Origin of the sequence: Kribbella antiqua (genome assembly GCF_004345665.1) — a bacterium.
In the GTDB taxonomy this organism is placed as follows: Bacteria; Actinomycetota; Actinomycetes; order Propionibacteriales; family Kribbellaceae; genus Kribbella; species Kribbella antiqua.
This window is the reverse complement of record NZ_SLWR01000001.1, coordinates 136,431-151,573: the sequence shown is the minus strand read 5'-3', so window position 1 is coordinate 151,573 and position 15,143 is coordinate 136,431. Positions and strand designations below refer to the sequence as shown.

Sequence of the window (15,143 nt, the reverse complement as noted above, 5' to 3'; positions counted from 1 at the left end):
CGCTGGCCGCGTGACACCGCCGGAGCAGCAGACGCAGCAACCGGGCCAGTATGGCCCGGAGCTCCCGCCCGACTATCCAAGGGAGTACGAGGCGGACGTCGTCCTGCGCGACGGCGCCACCGCACACCTGCGGCCGATCACCCCGGACGACGCCGACCTGCTGGTCGCTTTCTACGCGCGGGTGTCCGAGCAGTCGAAGTACTACCGCTTCTTTGCCCCGTATCCCCAGCTCTCGGACCGCGATGTGGCGCGATTCACCCAGGTCGACTACCACGACCGGCTGGCGCTGATCGTGACCGTCGGCAACGAGATGATCGGCGTCGGTCGCTACGAGCGGACCGGTCGCCGTACGGCGGAAGTCGCGTTCCTGATCGAGGACGCGCACCAGGGCCGCGGCCTCGGGCAGCTCTTTCTCGAGCATCTCGCCCAGGCGGCCCGGGAGAACGGGATCGCCCGGTTCATCGCCGAGGTGCTGCCGGACAACCGGAAGATGATCACCGTCTTCACCGAGGCCGGGTACAAGGTCGCCCGGGAGTTCGAGGACGGCGTGATCGTGGTCGAGTTCGACATCGCGCCGACCGACACGTCGTTCGGGGTGATGCAGGCGCGAGAGCAGCGGTCCGAGGCGATGTCGATCGCGCGACTGATCTCGCCGGCGTCGGTCGCCGTCATCGGCGCCAGCCGGCGCGAGGGGACCATCGGGAACGCCCTGCTGCGCAACCTGCGTGACGGCGGTTTCCCCGGTCGCCTGTACGCCGTCAACACCGACACCGACGCCGCCGAGATCGAGGGTGTGCCGGCGTTTCCGACGATCCGCGATGTCGACGACACGATCGACCTGGCGGTGGTCGCCGTACGGGCTGAGACGGTGGCGGACGTCGTACTGGACTGTGCGGCCAAGGGGGTGCGTGGGCTGGTCGTGGTGTCGAGCGGGTTCGCGGAGATCGGGGACGAGGGGCGGAAGCGGCAGCGGTACCTGGTCGGGCTGGCTCGGTCGTATGGGATGCGGGTGATCGGGCCGAACGCGCTCGGGGTGATCAATACCGCGCCCGGCGTGACGCTGAACGCGACGCTGTCGCCGTTGATGCCGAGCCGCGGGCGGGTGGCGTTCTTCTGCCAGTCGGGCGCGCTCGGCGTACCGATCCTGGCCGACATGGTCGGGCGTGGTCTCGGGCTGTCGAGCTTCGTCTCGGCCGGGAACCGGGCCGATGTGTCGGGCAACGACCTGATGCAGTACTGGTACGGCGACGAGGCGACCGAGGTCGTGCTGCTGTATCTGGAGTCGCTGGGCAACCCGCGCAAGTTCAGCCGGGTCGCGCGCCGGCTGGCCGGGCGGAAGCCGGTGATCGCGCTGAAGTCGGGCCGCGCCACGCAAGGTGTGCCGCTCGGTCAGATGGTACGGCGCAGTCAATTGCCGCCGGCAACGATCGACTCGATGTTCCGGCAGAGCGGGCTGATCGGGGTCGACACGACCGGTGAGCTGTTCGACGTGGCTCAACTGCTCGCGCACCAGCCACTGCCGAAGGGCCGCCGGGTCGCGATCGTCAGCAACTCGGACGCTTTGACGCTGCTCGCGCTCGACACGATGGCGGGTTGTGGGCTGGATGTGGCGGGGGAGCCACGCAACCTGAGTGCGGACGCGACGGCCGAGGACTTCGGCGCGGCGTTGGGGGAAGTGTTCGCCGACGAGCGGGTACATTCCGTTGTGGTGATCTACACGCCGCCGGTGCAGTCGAACGGCGTCGAGGTTGCGCGGGTCGTTGCCGCGGCCGCTGCTGGTTCGGACAAGCCGGTCGTTTCGACGTTCCTCGCGTCGCGGAGTGTTCCCGAGGCGCTGCGCGTGCCGGACGGCGAAGGTGGTGCGGCGCGTGGGTCGATCCCGTCGTTCCTGAACCCGCAGTACGCCGTGGGGGCGCTGGCCAAGGCGACGCAGTACGCCGAGTGGCGGCGGCGGGCGGATTCGCGGATCCCTGACTTGCCGGATGTTGACACCCGTGCTGCGGAGGACTTCGTCGCGGAGTTCCTCCAGCGGCATCCGGCCGGCGACGATCTGTCCGACGAGGACAAGCAGCGGTTGCTGAGCTTCTACGGGATCAAGGTGCTGCCGGCGTTCCCGGTGCAGAGCGAGGACGAGGCGGTGGCACGGGCTTCTGAGCTCGGCTTCGAGGTGATTCTGAAGGCGACCGCTGAGCAGTGGCGGATGCGGCCGGATCTCGCGGACATCTGGCGCCATATCCACGACGAGGACGACATGCGTGGGGCTTGGGACGAGATGACGCGGACCTTCGGGGTCGCCGCGGACCCGGGGCGGGCGCAGTTCGTCGTACAGAAGATGGCACCGCCTGGGGTGCCGGTGGTGATTTCGGCGTTGGAGGATGTGTCGTTCGGGCCTGTGGTGACGTTTGGGTTGTCCGGCGTTGCTACTGATCTGCTGGGGGACCGGTCTTATCGGATGCCGCCGTTGACGACCCGGGACGCGGCGGAGATGGTGCGCGAGGTCCGGGCAGCGCCGCTGCTTTACGGCTACCGAGGCACGGACCCGGTCGACATCTCCGCGATCGAGGACCTGCTGCACCGCGTCTCCCGCCTGACCCTCGACCTGGAGGAGGTCGTCAAACTCGACCTCCGCTCGGTCTTGGTATCAGCTCACGGCGCTACGGTCTTGGACACCGCCATCCGCATCGCCCCAAACGAAAAGCCACGCCAGGACACTCCAGCCCGCCGACTCACCTGATGTGCTGTTCGGCGGCTCGATAGCGGATTGTTTTACCGATAGCGCGTAAATAGAGGGCTATCCGTCATATATCCCGTTATCGGGCCCGGCCAGGAGGGCTCGTGGTGGAGCGCGAGTGTAGATGCTGTGGTTGGGGGTTCCACTGGTTGCGGATGTCGTTGGCCTAACCAGGGACGCTCCACAGGCGGGTGGTGTGGTCCTTGCCGGCGGTGGCGAAGGTGTGGCTGTCGGGGCTGAAGGCCATCATCACGACGCCCTCGATGGAGGGGCCGATTTGTTTGCCATCAGCAACGTTCCAGAGCCGTAGCCGGCGCTTGTCGGAGAATTCGACGGTTGCGAGGGCACGACCGTCCGGGCTGAGGGCTGCCTGGAAGAGCATGCCAGGAACCTTGACGGGCTGGAGTGTCTGAGTCCGCGTGGCCACGTCCCAGAACCGTACGGTCTCATCCGTGCCCGCGGTGACCAGCAAGCGGCCGTCCGGGCTGAACGCGTATACGTCGAACTTGGTCCCCGAAGGAGCACGGATGGTGCGGCCCTCGGGCCTCTGGCTGCCTACATCGCTCAGTACCAGGTTGTTCAGGCCGGCCTGATCGCCTGAGACTTCCCACGGCCTACCGATGATGCTCTGACCATCGGGACTGAACACCGAGGCCGTACTTTTGGTTTCGGGCTGCGTACCAGTGACCTGCGCGATCTGCCGGCGGCCGGCCACGTCCCAGACCTGCATGCGGGCTGCCGCGACAAGGATCGCCAGCTTCCGGCCATCCTGGCTGAGGGCCGAAACCCCGCCCCTGACGATGAGTGGTTGCCCGATCTGCGCCCCGGTCTCCACGTTCCATTGCTGCACGCTGACGCCGGACGCTTGCCTGCTGACAGTGACCAGGACCTTGCCATCGGGACTGAAGGCCGCATCGTTCACCTCAGGGTCATTGTCACCTCCGAGTGGGCCGATGATTTGACCGGTGCGCCGGTGAGTTTCGGTGTTCGACACTTCGATGGTGTTGTCGTCATACACGCTGGCCAGGACGCTGCCATCCTGGCTGAAGACCACCTGGTCGACCTCCGCGAAGCCGCTCACCTTGCCGACCTCGGTGAGACCCGACGGCCACAAGTTCCAGGCCAGTACGACGGCCAGCACCAACGCACCGACGGCGGCACTCAGGTATACCCGCCGCCGGATCCGCCGGACCGACGGCACGTGAACTGGTGCGCTCGCGCCGGCGGGCGAATCCAGTCGGGTTTGAGCGACGGTCGGAGCATTGGCCCCGTCGACCACCGTGGGTTCCCCTGGGGCTTTGGTGAGGAGGACGGCGAGGTCGGACCGGCGTTGAGCGATGAGGCCGTGGACGGCGGCAGGCCATGGCTGAGTGGATGGAGCGATGTGGCCAATCGACGTCAGCAAGTCGGCCGGCGTGGGCCGTTCAGCCGGATCCTTCGCCAGGCAGGGTTGGACGAGGCGGCGGATGGTGGCGGGGACCCCGGACAGGTCGGGGTCAGCTCGCGTTACGTTGTTGAGTGTCTCCAGCGCGGTGGCGCCGGTGAACGGGCTCGTACCGGTGCACGCGGCAACCACCACGGAGCCGAGCGAGAACACGTCGCTGGCCGGGGTGATCTGCTGCCCCTTCGCCTGCTCGGGAGACATGAACGCGGGCGAACCGACGAGCCATCCCGTCCGGGTGATGTCCGCCCGGTCGTCATCGACGGCGCGCACGATGCCGAAGTCGATCACCCGGGGACCGTCCTCCGCGAGCAACACATTGGACGGCTTCAGGTCGCGATGAACCAGTCCTGCGCGGTGGATCTGGATCAACGCGGTCGTCAGTCCGGCGGCCAGCCGCAGTGCCGACTGCTCCGTCAGCGGACCAAGGGTCTGGATCGCCTCGGCCAGCGAGGGGCCGGGAACGAAGACGGACGCGAGCCACGGTGTCGGCGCGTCCGGGTCGGCGTCGACCACAGCGGCGGTGTAGGCACCGGACACGGCCCGGGACGCATCGACCTCACGGCTGAATCGGGCCCGGAATCCAGCGTCCCCGGCGAATTGCTCATGCACCAGCTTCAGCGCGACCAGGCGGCCATCAGGTCCGCCGCCCAGCAACACGCGGCCCATGCCGCCCCGCCCCAGCTCGGCGAGCACACGGTACTGCCCGACCTGACTTGGGACTGCCGTTCCCAACGGCTTCAAGGCACCCTCCGGCGATCACATGGAGTCAGAGGGTGGATTCTTTCAGGTGGCAGGTCCAGTTGGCCGGGTGTAGGTGCTGTTGGTGCGGGTCAGGAGGCCGGCGTCTACCAGCTGGCGGCGGAGGGTGGCGTGGTCGGGGTGGTAGTGGTTGAGGATGGTGTTGACTTCGGGTTCGGGGTAGGGGTGGCCGGGGGCGAAGCTGGTGACGACGTACTCGAGGATGATCTGGAACTTTGCCGGGACGGTCGGGAAGTGGGTCAGGCGGCCGTCGCGGATGAAGGATTTGAGTACGGCGTCGCGGTCTGGGTCCGGGTCGAGTGGTTCGCGCTCGGGGCGGGCGGAGCGGACGGCGTCTTTGAACGCTGACTCGTTTGCCTGGAGGTCGGCGGTGATCAGGCCGCCTTTCGTCAAGCGCTGAAGGGCTTTGACGACCGTGGCGGCGGGGAGTCCGGTTGCTGACGAGATCTGGTCGGGGGTGGTGGCGCCGAGGACGACGGCGGAGTACGTCCGCAGCCTCGACGGTTCGGCCAGCAGTCCACAGAGCAGATCGGCGTTCATACGCTTCACGCTAATGCGGGTGGCAACTGGATTTCGTGTGTTAGACAGGATGCATGAAGCCTGGTCCGCAGAACGCGATCACGGATGTGCCTGGGGTTCTGGTCGGTCAGGTGGAGCGGGTCGATGCGCCGTACCTGACTGGTACGACGGTTGTGCACGTGCCCGGGACGGCGGTCGCCGGCGTGGATGTGCGCGGTGGTGCACCGGGGACGCGGGAGACCGATCTGCTCGAGCCGGTGAATTCGAACCAGGGCGCCAACGCGGTTGTGCTGACCGGCGGAAGTGCGTACGGGCTCGACACCGCCGGCAGTGTGATGCGGTGGCTCGAGGAGCGCGGTGAAGGCGTGCGGGTCGGGCCGGGGGAGAAGGACGTGGTGCCGATCGTGCCGACCGCGGTGATCTTCGACCTCGGTCGTGGTGGCGGTTTCCAGGCTCGGCCGGAGCCGGCCTGGGGCGCCGATGCGATCGCCACGGCGACCGGCGATTCTGTTGCCCTTGGCAACCATGGCGCCGGTGCGGGCGCGCGGGCGGGCAGTCTCAAGGGCGGCGTGGGGTCGGCCAGTGTCCGGATGGATGACGGTACGACGGTCGGCGCGCTGGTGATCGTGAACGCGGCGGGTTCGACGGTCGATGCGGAAGGCAACTTCTACGGCGCTCGCTACGGACTCGGCGAGGAGTTCACCCACCTGCGGACGCCGACGGAGCCACCACCGCCGGCTCCGGACTCTTCCCGGCCCGGGATGAACACGGTGATCGCAGTGGTGGCGACCGACGTACCGCTGGACAAAGCGGCGACCAAGCGGATGGCGATGATCGCCCACGACGGGCTGGCCCGCGCCATCGATCCGATCCACACGCTGGTCGACGGCGACAGCATCTTCGCGCTCTCGACCCGGATCGCCGGCGACGATCGGCCCAGGCTGAGCGTCTCCGACCCGGCCGCAGTCATGCCGCTCGAGACCGTCTACGCGGCGGCGGCGCGCACGCTCACGCGGGCGGTCGTGCACGCGATGCTCAACGCCGAGACCGTTGAGACCGCGCAAGGCCGGTTGCTCAGCTACCGCGACGCCTACCCCTCAGCCTTCCGGGTCGACTGACGTACGACCGCAGTCGTACGCGCGCCCGACGAAAGCGCTCCCGAAGGCGGTCGCAAGACCGGTCCGCGGGCCGACGATCCGGCAGGCGATCCCAGGAAGGCTCATCACCATGAGCTTTCAAAGTCCCCAGGTAGTCCAGCCTCCCATGCAGCAGCAAGCTGTCCTCAGCGGCCACGGTCTGGTCAAGTACTACGGTCCTGTCGTCGGCCTGGCCGGTGTCGATGTCGCCGTACGGTCGGGAGAAGCGCTGGCGGTGATGGGCCCGAGCGGCAACGGCAAGACCACGCTGCTGCATGTGCTGGCCGGCATCCTCACGCCTGACCAAGGTGAGGTCTGGCTGGCCGGTGAGCGGGTGGACCAGCTGAACGACGCGGCGCGGACGGTACTGCGACGTCGCCGGCTCGGGTTCGTGTTCCAGGACAACCAGCTCCTGGCTGAGTTGCCGGCCGATGAGAACGTCGCGCTGCCGCTGATGGTCGACGGCGTGAGTAGACGGGATGCGATCGGCCGGGCGCGGATGATGCTCGCGCAGGTCGGGCTGGCTGCGGAGGCAGCTCGTCGTCCGGGTGAACTGTCCGGCGGTCAGGCCCAGCGTGTCGCCATCGCCCGGGCGCTGGTCGGCGAGCCGCAGGCCGTCTTCGCCGACGAGCCCACCGGCGCGCTCGATGCGGCCACCGGTGCCCAGGTGATCGACCTGCTCGTCGGTGCCGCCACCCACCGCGGCGCGGCAGTAGTCGTCGTCACCCACGACAACGCCGTCGCGGCCCGTTGCAACCGCGTGCTGCAGATCGTCGACGGGCGGGTGAGCAGCCGATGAGCCCGATGACAGATCTCGGTCTCCGTTTCGTACGGCGACCAGGCCCCGGCGGCCGGGCAGCCAACCTCGCGGCCCTCGGCGCCACCGCAGTCGTCGCGCTGCTCCTCACCTTCCTAGTCGCTGGATCACTCGGCCTCGTCCACCGCTCCGACCGGATCGGCTGGCGCGGCGCCGACAAAGCCGACCCGGCGTCCGCGATCGGTGCGATCGGCCAGACCGAGGAGACAGTCGACGGCCGTCAAGTACTGCGTATTGACCTCGCAACCATGCGGCCGAACCAGCTACCACCACCGCCCGGCCTCGACCACACACCCAAGCCTGGCGAAGTCTTCGTCTCGCCTGAGCTGGCCAAGCACTGGCCCGGCCCCAAGCCGACCGGAGTGATCAGCGACAAGGGCCTGTCCTCGCCGGAGGAGCTGGTCGTCATCCGCGGAGTCGCACGCGTCGACGACCCGCAGTACGTCAGCAGTTGGCGTGACTCGGTCATGGACAGTCGCATGGTGGGCCTGCTCATCGCTGTGGCGTTCGGCATCACCCTGGTGCTCTTCCCGATCCTCAGTCTTGTCGGTCAAGCAGCGGGTGTCGCCGCCAAGCGTCGTGAGCACCGCCTGGCCGCACTCCGCCTGGCTGGAGCTACCAGGACCCAGGTGCTTTGGCTGAGCGCAGTAGAGCAGGCAGTGGTCGGACTGGCCGGTGCAGTCGTCGGACTGGTCGGCTACACGGTCTTGAGCCCGCTCATCGCGCGTATCCCGCTCGGCGGCGGTCGCTGGTACGTGCACGACATCACCGTCAGCTGGTGGCTCGTACTTGTCGTACTGGTCGCAGTGCCGATCCTGTCTGTCATCAGCGCTCTGATTGGGCTTGGACGTGTCAGCATCACGCCGCTGGGCGTCGTACGCGGTCAGACTCGTAAGGCGACGAGTGCACTGCGGCTGGGGTTGCTGGTGATCGGTCCGGTGGTGCTGGGGATCTACGGCATGAAGGCTGCGGTCATCCCGTTGATGATTGGCGTAGGCATGGCCGCGCTCGCCGTACGGGTGGTCGGGCCGTGGGCGGTGCAACTGATCGGCAAGACGATGGCAGGCCTGGCGAACGGCCCGGTGGCGTTGCTTGCTGGACGGCGGTTGGCTGACGACCCCAAGGGCGCGTTCCGCCCGGTGGCTGCGCTGGTGCTGAGTGGCTTTGTCACCGGCTTCATCTCGGTCTTCATGCCGAACGGACAGGGCCAGGACGAGGCCACCTTCCACGACCTGCGGATCGGTGTTGCGCTGCTGCTGAGCCTTGTCTTCCTGACTGTTGCCGCTTCGACGGCCGCCGGTGCGGTTGGTACGGCGCTGGACCAGGCAGCTCCGGCGCGGGCGCTGAGGCGGTCGGGTGTGCCGTTGCAGGTGATCGAACGCTCGGCGCGAGTCGCGGCCGTCGTACCGGTGATCGGCGTCGGTCTGCCAGTGGTCGGGTTCGGTGCCCTGTGTGGGCTGGCCCTGAGCGGAGGAAAGATCGTCACGCAGGGGAATTCCGGCGTCCTCCTCCTGATCGGGCAAGTGGTGGCCGGACTTGTGCTGGTCGCGGTCGCGGGTGCAGCCGGTGCACCGGTACTACGGAAGGCAAGTGCGAACTGATCGCGGTTGTCCACAACGCCAAATTGCCCCGGGCCGGGTTCGTGCAAGGATGAGGGCATGCGTGATCTGAATGCACCGGAGCTCGCAGACGCCTCGGCAGCGCTGCGTGAGGCGATCGACCGGTGCGGCTACTACCCAGATGTCGTGACGGACTCGCTTGCGGTGGCGATCGCGGGCGAACCGATTCGCGCGTTCGTGCTCCAGCACGAGCCGACGTTCGATCGCGACGAGGTCCGGCGGCACATCACCATCCTGGCGCTGACCCCGAGCCGGCTGATCGTCGGGCACACCGACGAGCACGCCGCCGACGACCTGATCCAAGCGCCGTACGCGTCGACCTCGACCGAGGCGATCCCGCTACAGCGGGTCAACGCGGTCGTGGTCAACCGGGTCGTGCCGAACCCGGCGGGCTACGCCTCCGGCAAGTCCGACCCGGCGGTCGCCGGCGGTGGTGAGGTCGTGCTGACCATCGGCTGGGGCATGGTGAACCGGATCGACCTCGAGCCGGCCGTCTGCGCCGACCCGAACTGCGAAGCCGACCACGGCTACACCGGTTCGGTCGCGGCCGACGACATCTCGTTGCGGATCAGTGCCGCCGCCGATGGACCGGCCGGGATCCAGCAGGTGCTCGACTTCGCGCAGGCGCTGTCGTTCGCCACCAGCAGGTAGTGCCGTGCTGACGCCGGTAGCCCCACAGTACGGCGGTGGGTCGCTCGCCGACGTGCTGCCATCGGTTGCCGGCGCCCTGTCGGTGCCAAACGAGCAGAACGTCCTCGGACTACCGCCAGCACCGCGGTACGCCGTACTGCTGCTGGATGGGCTCGGGTGGAACCTGCTGCAGCGGCACGCGGACGCGGCGCCGTACTTGGCGTCGCTGCTACCGACAGGGCGCAGTCTGACCGCCGGGGTGCCGTCTACGACCGCGGTGAGCCTCACCAGCCTCGGCACTGGGCTGCCGCCCGGTGCGCACGGGATTGTCGGCTACACGTCGATCGTGCCCGAGTCCGGTGCGTTGCTGAACGCACTGTCGTGGGATGCGCCGGTGGACCCGCGCAAGTGGCAGCCGCACGGGACTGTGTTCGAGCGGATCGCCGCAGCCGGCGTCGCCACGCGCAACGTCAGCAAGGCACGCTTCGACACCTCCGGTCTTACGGCGGCCGCCTTCCGGGGCAGCAAGCATCGCGGCGCGGACACCGTCGAGGATCGGTTGGACGCGACCCGGTTCGCGAGTCGCGAGGGCAGCTCGTCACTGGTGTATGTGTATGACTCCCAGCTCGACTACACCGGCCACAACCACGGCTGCGAATCCGGGCAGTGGCGCAAGGAGCTGGCCGCGGCGGATGTGCTGGCTCAGCGAGTCCGCGCCTCGCTGCCGCGAGACGCCGTACTGGTGATCGTCGCTGACCACGGCATGGTCGACGTCGCGCCGGAGAACCGGATCGACCTCGACGCGGAGCCGGAGCTGACCGATGGGTTGCGACTCATCGCAGGCGAGTCACGCTTCCGGCACCTGTACTGCGTTGACGGCGCCGCTCGCAGCGTCGAAGCGGCGTACCGGGAACGCCTTGGGGACAAGGCACTCGTGCTGAGTCGCGAAGAAGCGGTCGGGCGGGGTTGGTTCGGCGCCGTCGAGGATCGCGTCGCGCCACGACTCGGCGATGTCGTGGTCGCAACGCTCGGTCCGGTCGCCCTGGTCGCGAGCCGGCGCTATCCGCAAGAGGCCGGACTCATCGGCCTGCACGGATCGCTCACGTACGACGAAATGGCAATCCCGCTGCTGGTCGACGCCTAGAAGCTCCAGACGTTCCAGTAGAAGGTGGCCTGGGCCGTCTTCGACTCGTCGCGGGCGGTCACGGTCACCTTGTAGCGCCCGGAGCCCGGAGTGAGCACGCCGGTGATCCAGCCGCGCTCCTTGTCGATGGCCAGCCCCGGCGGCAGGCCGGTCGCGGTGTAGCTGATCTCGCCGCTTCCGCCGGAGCCCTTCAGGAGCAGCGGAATCCCAGGGATGCCGCCGAAGCCGATCTGGTCCTCCGGCTTGGTGATCTCGAGAGCGCCTGCTGGTTGTGCGGACGCTGCGCCGACCGCCTCGGCGGCGTCGACCAGGCCCTCGCCATAGTAGGAGTTGTTCGCCTCGTCGCCGATGCACTCGGCCGATGAGCCGGCCGGGCAGGCCAGGTCGTTGGCCTGAGTCGCCAGCTTGCCGCGGACCTGGGCGGCAGTCAGTTTGGGATTCGCGCTCCGGAGCAGTGCCGCGACTCCAGCGACGTGTGGCGACGCCATCGACGTACCGCTCATCTGCTGATAGCCGCCGCCGGGAACGGTCGAGTAGACGTTCTCACCTGGGGCCGCGACGTTGATCTTGTTCTCGCCGAAGTTGGAGAACCGGGACTTGGCGTTCAGGCTATCGACGGAGGCGACCACGACCATGTTCGGCAGCTCGGTCGGCAGGCTGAGGCAGTCGTTGGTGACCGTGCGTATGGTCGGCGTCGAGTCGTTGGGGCTGGTGTCGTCCTCGGACTTGTTGGCCAGGTCGTAGTCCTCGTTGCCGGCCGCGGCGACGTTCACCACGCCCTTGGAGTCCGTGTACGCGACCGCGCGTCGTACTGCTTCAGAGATCGCGTCCTGGTCCTGGTCCGACGGGCAGAGGTACAGCCACGGGTCGGTGTAGTAGCTGTTGTTGGTGACCGAGACACCCTTGTCGGCGGCGAACATGAACGCGCAGACCGTGTTCTCCGGGAAGAACAGCTGGCTGTCGGCCTCGGCGACCCGGATCGACGACACCTTCACGCCGGGCGCGACACCGATCATGCCGGTGCCGTTCTTGGCGGCCGCGATCGTGCCGGCAACGTGCGTACCGTGCTCACCGACCGGCCGCCACGCGCCCGCTCGGGTGTCGATCTTGCCGTAGGCGCAGGACGCGGACTTGGTGGCGTCGAAGTTCGCCTTCAGGTCCGGGTGCTGGTCGTCGATGCCGGTGTCGAGGACGCCGACCGTGACGGACTTCGAGCCGGGGTTCTTCGCCCAGGCCTTGTCCGCGCCGATCTGGGCCATGTCGGGGCGGTCGGTCTCCGGCGAAGTGCTCGGCACCTCGGTGACCGGCGACGGCAGTGCTGGACTGTCGACATCCGCGGGCAGGTCCGACGTCCGGGTGGCTCCGGCCTTCTGGACACCCTCGACGCCGCGCATCTTGTTCGCGAACTCGGTGTCGGTGGAGTGGGCCACGATCACGCCGATGGCGTCGTAGGTGGCATAGACCGTTCCGCCGTTGCCGGCGACCGCGCTGGTGACCTTCGCGGTCTGCTTCGGCTCGGTGATGACGAAGTACGCGCGGAGCCCGGCCTCGGCCTTGGACGGTACGGCGGCAGCCGTCGGCAGCGTGGCGGACGCGGTGACGAGACACGCCGCGAGGAATAGGAGCAGGGCTTTGCGCACGATCCATTCAAACCGCCCGGAGGCTCAGAACCCAAGTCGACTCGGCGATCGTTATGGCGGGCCACCCCGCCGTACCGGCTGGACCGCTGACTTGGCAGGATGTGCGCCCGTGGCAGAGCTGCTCTACTTCACCGGGACCATGGACTGCGGCAAGTCCACGCTGGCGCTTCAGATGGACCACAACCACAAGGCGCGCGGACGGATCGGGCGGATTTTCACCAGCCACGACCGGGCCGGGGACTCGGTGCTCTCGTCCCGGCTCGGACTGGCCGCGAAGGCGATCGAGGTACGCACGGAGTTCGACTTCTGGGAGTACGCCGTCGGTGAGCTGACGCACGGCGGCCGGATCGACTACGTGGTGTGCGACGAGGCGCAGTTCTACAGCCCGCTGCAGGTCGAGCAGCTGGCCCGGCTGGTGGACGAGCTGCAGATCGACGTCTTCTGCTTCGGGATCCTGACCGACTTCCGCGCGACGCTCTTCCCGGGTTCGGCCCGGCTGGTGGAGCTGGCGGACCGGATGGAGCTGCTGCAGGTCGAGGCGTTGTGCTGGTGCGGTGAGCGAGCCACGCCACAACGCACGTACGATCGGCGGTGAGATGGTGACAGAGGGCGAGCAGCTAGTGGTCGGCGACATCGAGAGGCACGACCACGAGGTCTCCTATGAGGTGCTGTGCCGGCGGCATCACCGGCGCCGGCTCACCCAGGCACGGGCCCGTGCGACCCTGTCACCCGAGGTACTGCCATTCGGAGGAGCCGCATCGTGAGTCCCTTGATCACCGTCGACGAGCTGCGGGCTCTGGAGCCTGTGCTGATTGACGTCACCTGGAACCTGGCCGGTCCGCCGGGGCGGGAGGCGTACGACGCCGGCCACATCCCGGGGGCGTACTTCGTCGACCTGGACACCGAGCTCGCCGGACCGCCCGGACCCGGACGCCATCCGTTGCCTGCAGCAACCACCGTGACCGGCGCGCTGCGGCGTGCCGGCGTCGGTCCGAGCACCCCGGTCGTCGTGTACGACGCGGCGAACTCGACGGCGGCCGCGCGGGCCTGGTGGATCTTCCGGTACTTCGGTCTGCGGGACGTGCGGGTTCTCGATGGTGGGCTCGCGGCGTGGAAGGCGGCCGGGGGAGAGGTGACCGCCGAAGTACCTGCCGACGGCAACGGTTCCTTCATCGCGACGGCGGGTCACATCCCTCTCCTGGACGCTTCTGGAGCTGCGGAGGTGGCGGCATCCGGCGTACTCCTGGATGCGCGGGCACCGGAGCGCTTCGCCGGCGAGGTCGAGCCGATGGACCCGGTCGCCGGCCACATCCCGGGCGCCGTCAACGCCCCCACCACCGCCAACGTCGACGAGACCGGCCGCTTCCTCCCCGCCGCCGAACTCCGCGAACGCTTCGAAAAGCTCGGCGCCAACGAGTCAACCCAAGTAGGCGTCTACTGCGGCTCCGGCGTCACCGCCGCCCACGAAGCCCTGGCCCTCGAAATCTCCGGCATCCCCGCAACCCTCTACGTCGGCTCCTGGTCCGAATGGATCACCGACCCGACCCGCCCAGTAGCCACCGGCAAGGACTGAATGCCGGACGAACTCGACGAGGTTAGAGCTCGGTACCCGCTGGGCACGGAGGTGCGCGGCCGGTTCGTCCGGTGGATCTTGCCGGACCGCCCGGGAACGGCGGGCATGGTTGTCGATCTCGGCGACCACCGGTTCGGCTATCTCGACGTACTCACGCTGCCGATCGACCCGAACGCATGGCCGGCCGCCGGCACCGAAGCGACCTTTGAGGTGACCCAGCACAGCCGTGGACAGGTGAGGCTGTGGCCACTGGACGCCGCATTGCGAGCTCCTGATCGTCGCCGGCCCGCTAATCGGGCGGACCGATAGCCCGTCGGCACGGTTGTTTCCGGCGTCGTGACAGGTCTCTATCTGTCGAACCGCGAATGCACAGTGCGGATCGGCGAGGACGAGTTCGCGGTGGTCGACTGGTCTGGTGAGCCACCTCAGGTGGGTGCGGTGCAGGACTACGAGGTTGTCCGGCACATCCGGTCCCACCAGGTGCTGGTCCTCCATGAGGTCTAGGACCTCGGCTGTCTACCTCGAGACGCGGTAGCGGATGTGGGTGGCGGCTGGGGTGTCGACGACGCGGAGGATGGTGAGCTCGACGGGGGTGGTGCCGAAGAGGGGGCGGCCTTGGCCTAGGAGGACTGGCATGAGGTGGAGCTGGATCTCGTCCAGGAGGCCGGCGCGGAGCAGTTGCTGGGCGATGTCGGCGCCGTGGACGAGCACATCCTTGCCGACGGCTGCTTCCTTCGCCAGGGCCACGGCCCGTGCGATGCCGTCGGTGACGAAGGTGAATGACGACGGGCCGTCGGGTACCTTGGCCGGTGCAGCGTGGGTGACGATGACAACCGGCACGCCGTGGTGGTCGCCGCCCCACCCGTCGACGAGGTCATAGGTACGACGTCCCGCCAGTACGGCGCCGGTGGCGTCGTACTCGGCATGGACACGGGCGGAGTCGTCCGAGGCGTCCCAGGCGAACAGCCGCTCGCCGCCGGCTCCGAAGGGCTGGCTGCGGTCGTCGTCGAGGCCGGCGATGAAGCCGTCCAGCGACATGGACATGAACAGCACGGTGTGTCCCATGAGCTCAAATGTGCATCTCAGGCCACCGCAAAAACAGTGCTGAACTGCTGGTGTTTCTGATACTTG

14 protein-coding genes and 1 pseudogene are annotated in these 15,143 nt (G+C 68.1%); 10 read left to right on the top strand and 5 right to left on the bottom strand.

What is annotated here, in order from left to right; all coding sequences use genetic code 11:
- Positions 1–10 precede the first annotated feature (10 nt).
- Entirely contained in the window at positions 11–2,734 is a 2,724-nt protein-coding gene (locus EV646_RS00750; RefSeq protein WP_132142851.1) for a bifunctional acetate--CoA ligase family protein/GNAT family N-acetyltransferase, read from the top strand.
- 163 nt (positions 2,735–2,897) lie between these two features.
- Here EV646_RS00750 and EV646_RS00745 read toward each other — a convergent pair whose 3' ends face one another.
- Positions 2,898–4,868, bottom strand: a complete 1,971-nt coding sequence (locus tag EV646_RS00745; protein WP_199236733.1) for a WD40 repeat domain-containing serine/threonine protein kinase — start codon at positions 4,866–4,868, stop codon at positions 2,898–2,900.
- Between the two features lie 90 nt (positions 4,869–4,958).
- Entirely contained in the window at positions 4,959–5,474 is a 516-nt protein-coding gene (locus EV646_RS00740) for a DUF2087 domain-containing protein (protein ID WP_132142847.1), read from the bottom strand.
- A 53-nt stretch (positions 5,475–5,527) separates the two neighbouring features.
- On the opposite strand from EV646_RS00740, the gene EV646_RS00735 reads away from it, so the two are divergent.
- Complete coding sequence (locus EV646_RS00735; RefSeq protein WP_132142845.1) at positions 5,528–6,571, top strand: P1 family peptidase; 1,044 nt, start codon at positions 5,528–5,530, stop codon at positions 6,569–6,571.
- Here EV646_RS00735 and EV646_RS40515 read toward each other — a convergent pair.
- Complete coding sequence (locus tag EV646_RS40515; RefSeq protein ID WP_277875083.1) at positions 6,551–6,676, bottom strand: hypothetical protein; 126 nt, start codon at positions 6,674–6,676, stop codon at positions 6,551–6,553. The two genes, EV646_RS00735 and EV646_RS40515, sit on opposite strands and share 21 nt — an antisense overlap.
- Before the next feature lie 40 nt (positions 6,677–6,716).
- Here EV646_RS40515 and EV646_RS00730 point away from each other — a divergent pair, with 40 nt between their 5' ends.
- The 4 genes from EV646_RS00730 to EV646_RS00715 are packed head-to-tail and all read left to right on the top strand — an operon-like array spanning position 6,717 to position 10,799.
- The gene (locus EV646_RS00730; protein ID WP_132142843.1) at positions 6,717–7,388 is read left to right on the top strand and encodes an ABC transporter ATP-binding protein; all 672 of its coding nucleotides are present in this window, start codon (positions 6,717–6,719) and stop codon (positions 7,386–7,388) included.
- The gene (locus tag EV646_RS00725; RefSeq protein ID WP_132142841.1) at positions 7,385–9,007 is read left to right on the top strand and encodes an FtsX-like permease family protein; all 1,623 of its coding nucleotides are present in this window, start codon (positions 7,385–7,387) and stop codon (positions 9,005–9,007) included. Before EV646_RS00730 ends, EV646_RS00725 begins: the two co-directional genes overlap by 4 nt.
- 57 nt (positions 9,008–9,064) lie before the next feature.
- Entirely contained in the window at positions 9,065–9,676 is a 612-nt protein-coding gene (locus tag EV646_RS00720) for a DUF5998 family protein (RefSeq protein ID WP_132142839.1), read from the top strand.
- A gap of 4 nt (positions 9,677–9,680) precedes the next feature.
- On the top strand, positions 9,681–10,799 hold the full coding sequence (locus EV646_RS00715; RefSeq protein ID WP_241995098.1) for an alkaline phosphatase family protein: 1,119 nt from the start codon (positions 9,681–9,683) through the stop codon (positions 10,797–10,799).
- On the opposite strand, the gene EV646_RS00710 is transcribed toward EV646_RS00715, so the two are convergent.
- Positions 10,796–12,439: a S8 family peptidase gene (locus EV646_RS00710; protein WP_241995097.1), complete on the bottom strand. Its 1,644-nt coding sequence runs from the start codon at positions 12,437–12,439 to the stop codon at positions 10,796–10,798. The two genes, EV646_RS00715 and EV646_RS00710, sit on opposite strands and share 4 nt — an antisense overlap.
- Before the next feature lie 109 nt (positions 12,440–12,548).
- On the opposite strand from EV646_RS00710, the pseudogene EV646_RS00705 reads away from it, so the two are divergent.
- The 4 genes and pseudogenes from EV646_RS00705 (at position 12,549) to EV646_RS38725 (ending at position 14,516) form a co-directional block, all read left to right on the top strand.
- Positions 12,549–13,203: pseudogene (locus tag EV646_RS00705) on the top strand (thymidine kinase).
- Complete coding sequence (locus EV646_RS00700) at positions 13,200–14,012, top strand: sulfurtransferase (protein ID WP_132142833.1); 813 nt, start codon at positions 13,200–13,202, stop codon at positions 14,010–14,012. Before EV646_RS00705 ends, EV646_RS00700 begins: the two are co-directional and overlap by 4 nt.
- The gene (locus EV646_RS00695) at positions 14,013–14,321 is read left to right on the top strand and encodes a hypothetical protein (RefSeq protein ID WP_132142831.1); all 309 of its coding nucleotides are present in this window, start codon (positions 14,013–14,015) and stop codon (positions 14,319–14,321) included. It abuts the gene before it with no gap.
- A gap of 27 nt (positions 14,322–14,348) precedes the next feature.
- Entirely contained in the window at positions 14,349–14,516 is a 168-nt protein-coding gene (locus EV646_RS38725) for a hypothetical protein (RefSeq protein ID WP_158290870.1), read from the top strand.
- A 12-nt stretch (positions 14,517–14,528) separates the two neighbouring features.
- Here EV646_RS38725 and EV646_RS00690 read toward each other — a convergent pair whose 3' ends face one another.
- Positions 14,529–15,077: a dihydrofolate reductase family protein gene (locus EV646_RS00690; RefSeq protein WP_132142829.1), complete on the bottom strand. Its 549-nt coding sequence runs from the start codon at positions 15,075–15,077 to the stop codon at positions 14,529–14,531.
- Positions 15,078–15,143: the final 66 nt, after the last annotated feature.

Excerpts from the sequence above, each read along its gene's own strand:
- EV646_RS00725 (WP_132142841.1), top strand. The coding sequence starts at position 7,385 with ATGAGCCCGATGACAGATCTCGGTCTCCGTTTCGTACGGCGACCAGGC.
- EV646_RS00730 (WP_132142843.1), top strand. The coding sequence starts at position 6,717 with ATGCAGCAGCAAGCTGTCCTCAGCGGCCACGGTCTGGTCAAGTACTAC.
- EV646_RS00720 (WP_132142839.1), top strand. The coding sequence starts at position 9,065 with ATGCGTGATCTGAATGCACCGGAGCTCGCAGACGCCTCGGCAGCGCTG.
- EV646_RS00735 (WP_132142845.1), top strand. The coding sequence starts at position 5,528 with ATGAAGCCTGGTCCGCAGAACGCGATCACGGATGTGCCTGGGGTTCTG.
- EV646_RS00690 (WP_132142829.1), bottom strand. The coding sequence starts at position 15,077 with ATGGGACACACCGTGCTGTTCATGTCCATGTCGCTGGACGGCTTCATC.
- EV646_RS00695 (WP_132142831.1), top strand. The coding sequence starts at position 14,013 with ATGCCGGACGAACTCGACGAGGTTAGAGCTCGGTACCCGCTGGGCACG.
- EV646_RS40515 (WP_277875083.1), bottom strand. The coding sequence starts at position 6,676 with ATGAGCCTTCCTGGGATCGCCTGCCGGATCGTCGGCCCGCGGACCGGT.
- EV646_RS00740 (WP_132142847.1), bottom strand. The coding sequence starts at position 5,474 with ATGAACGCCGATCTGCTCTGTGGACTGCTGGCCGAACCGTCGAGGCTG.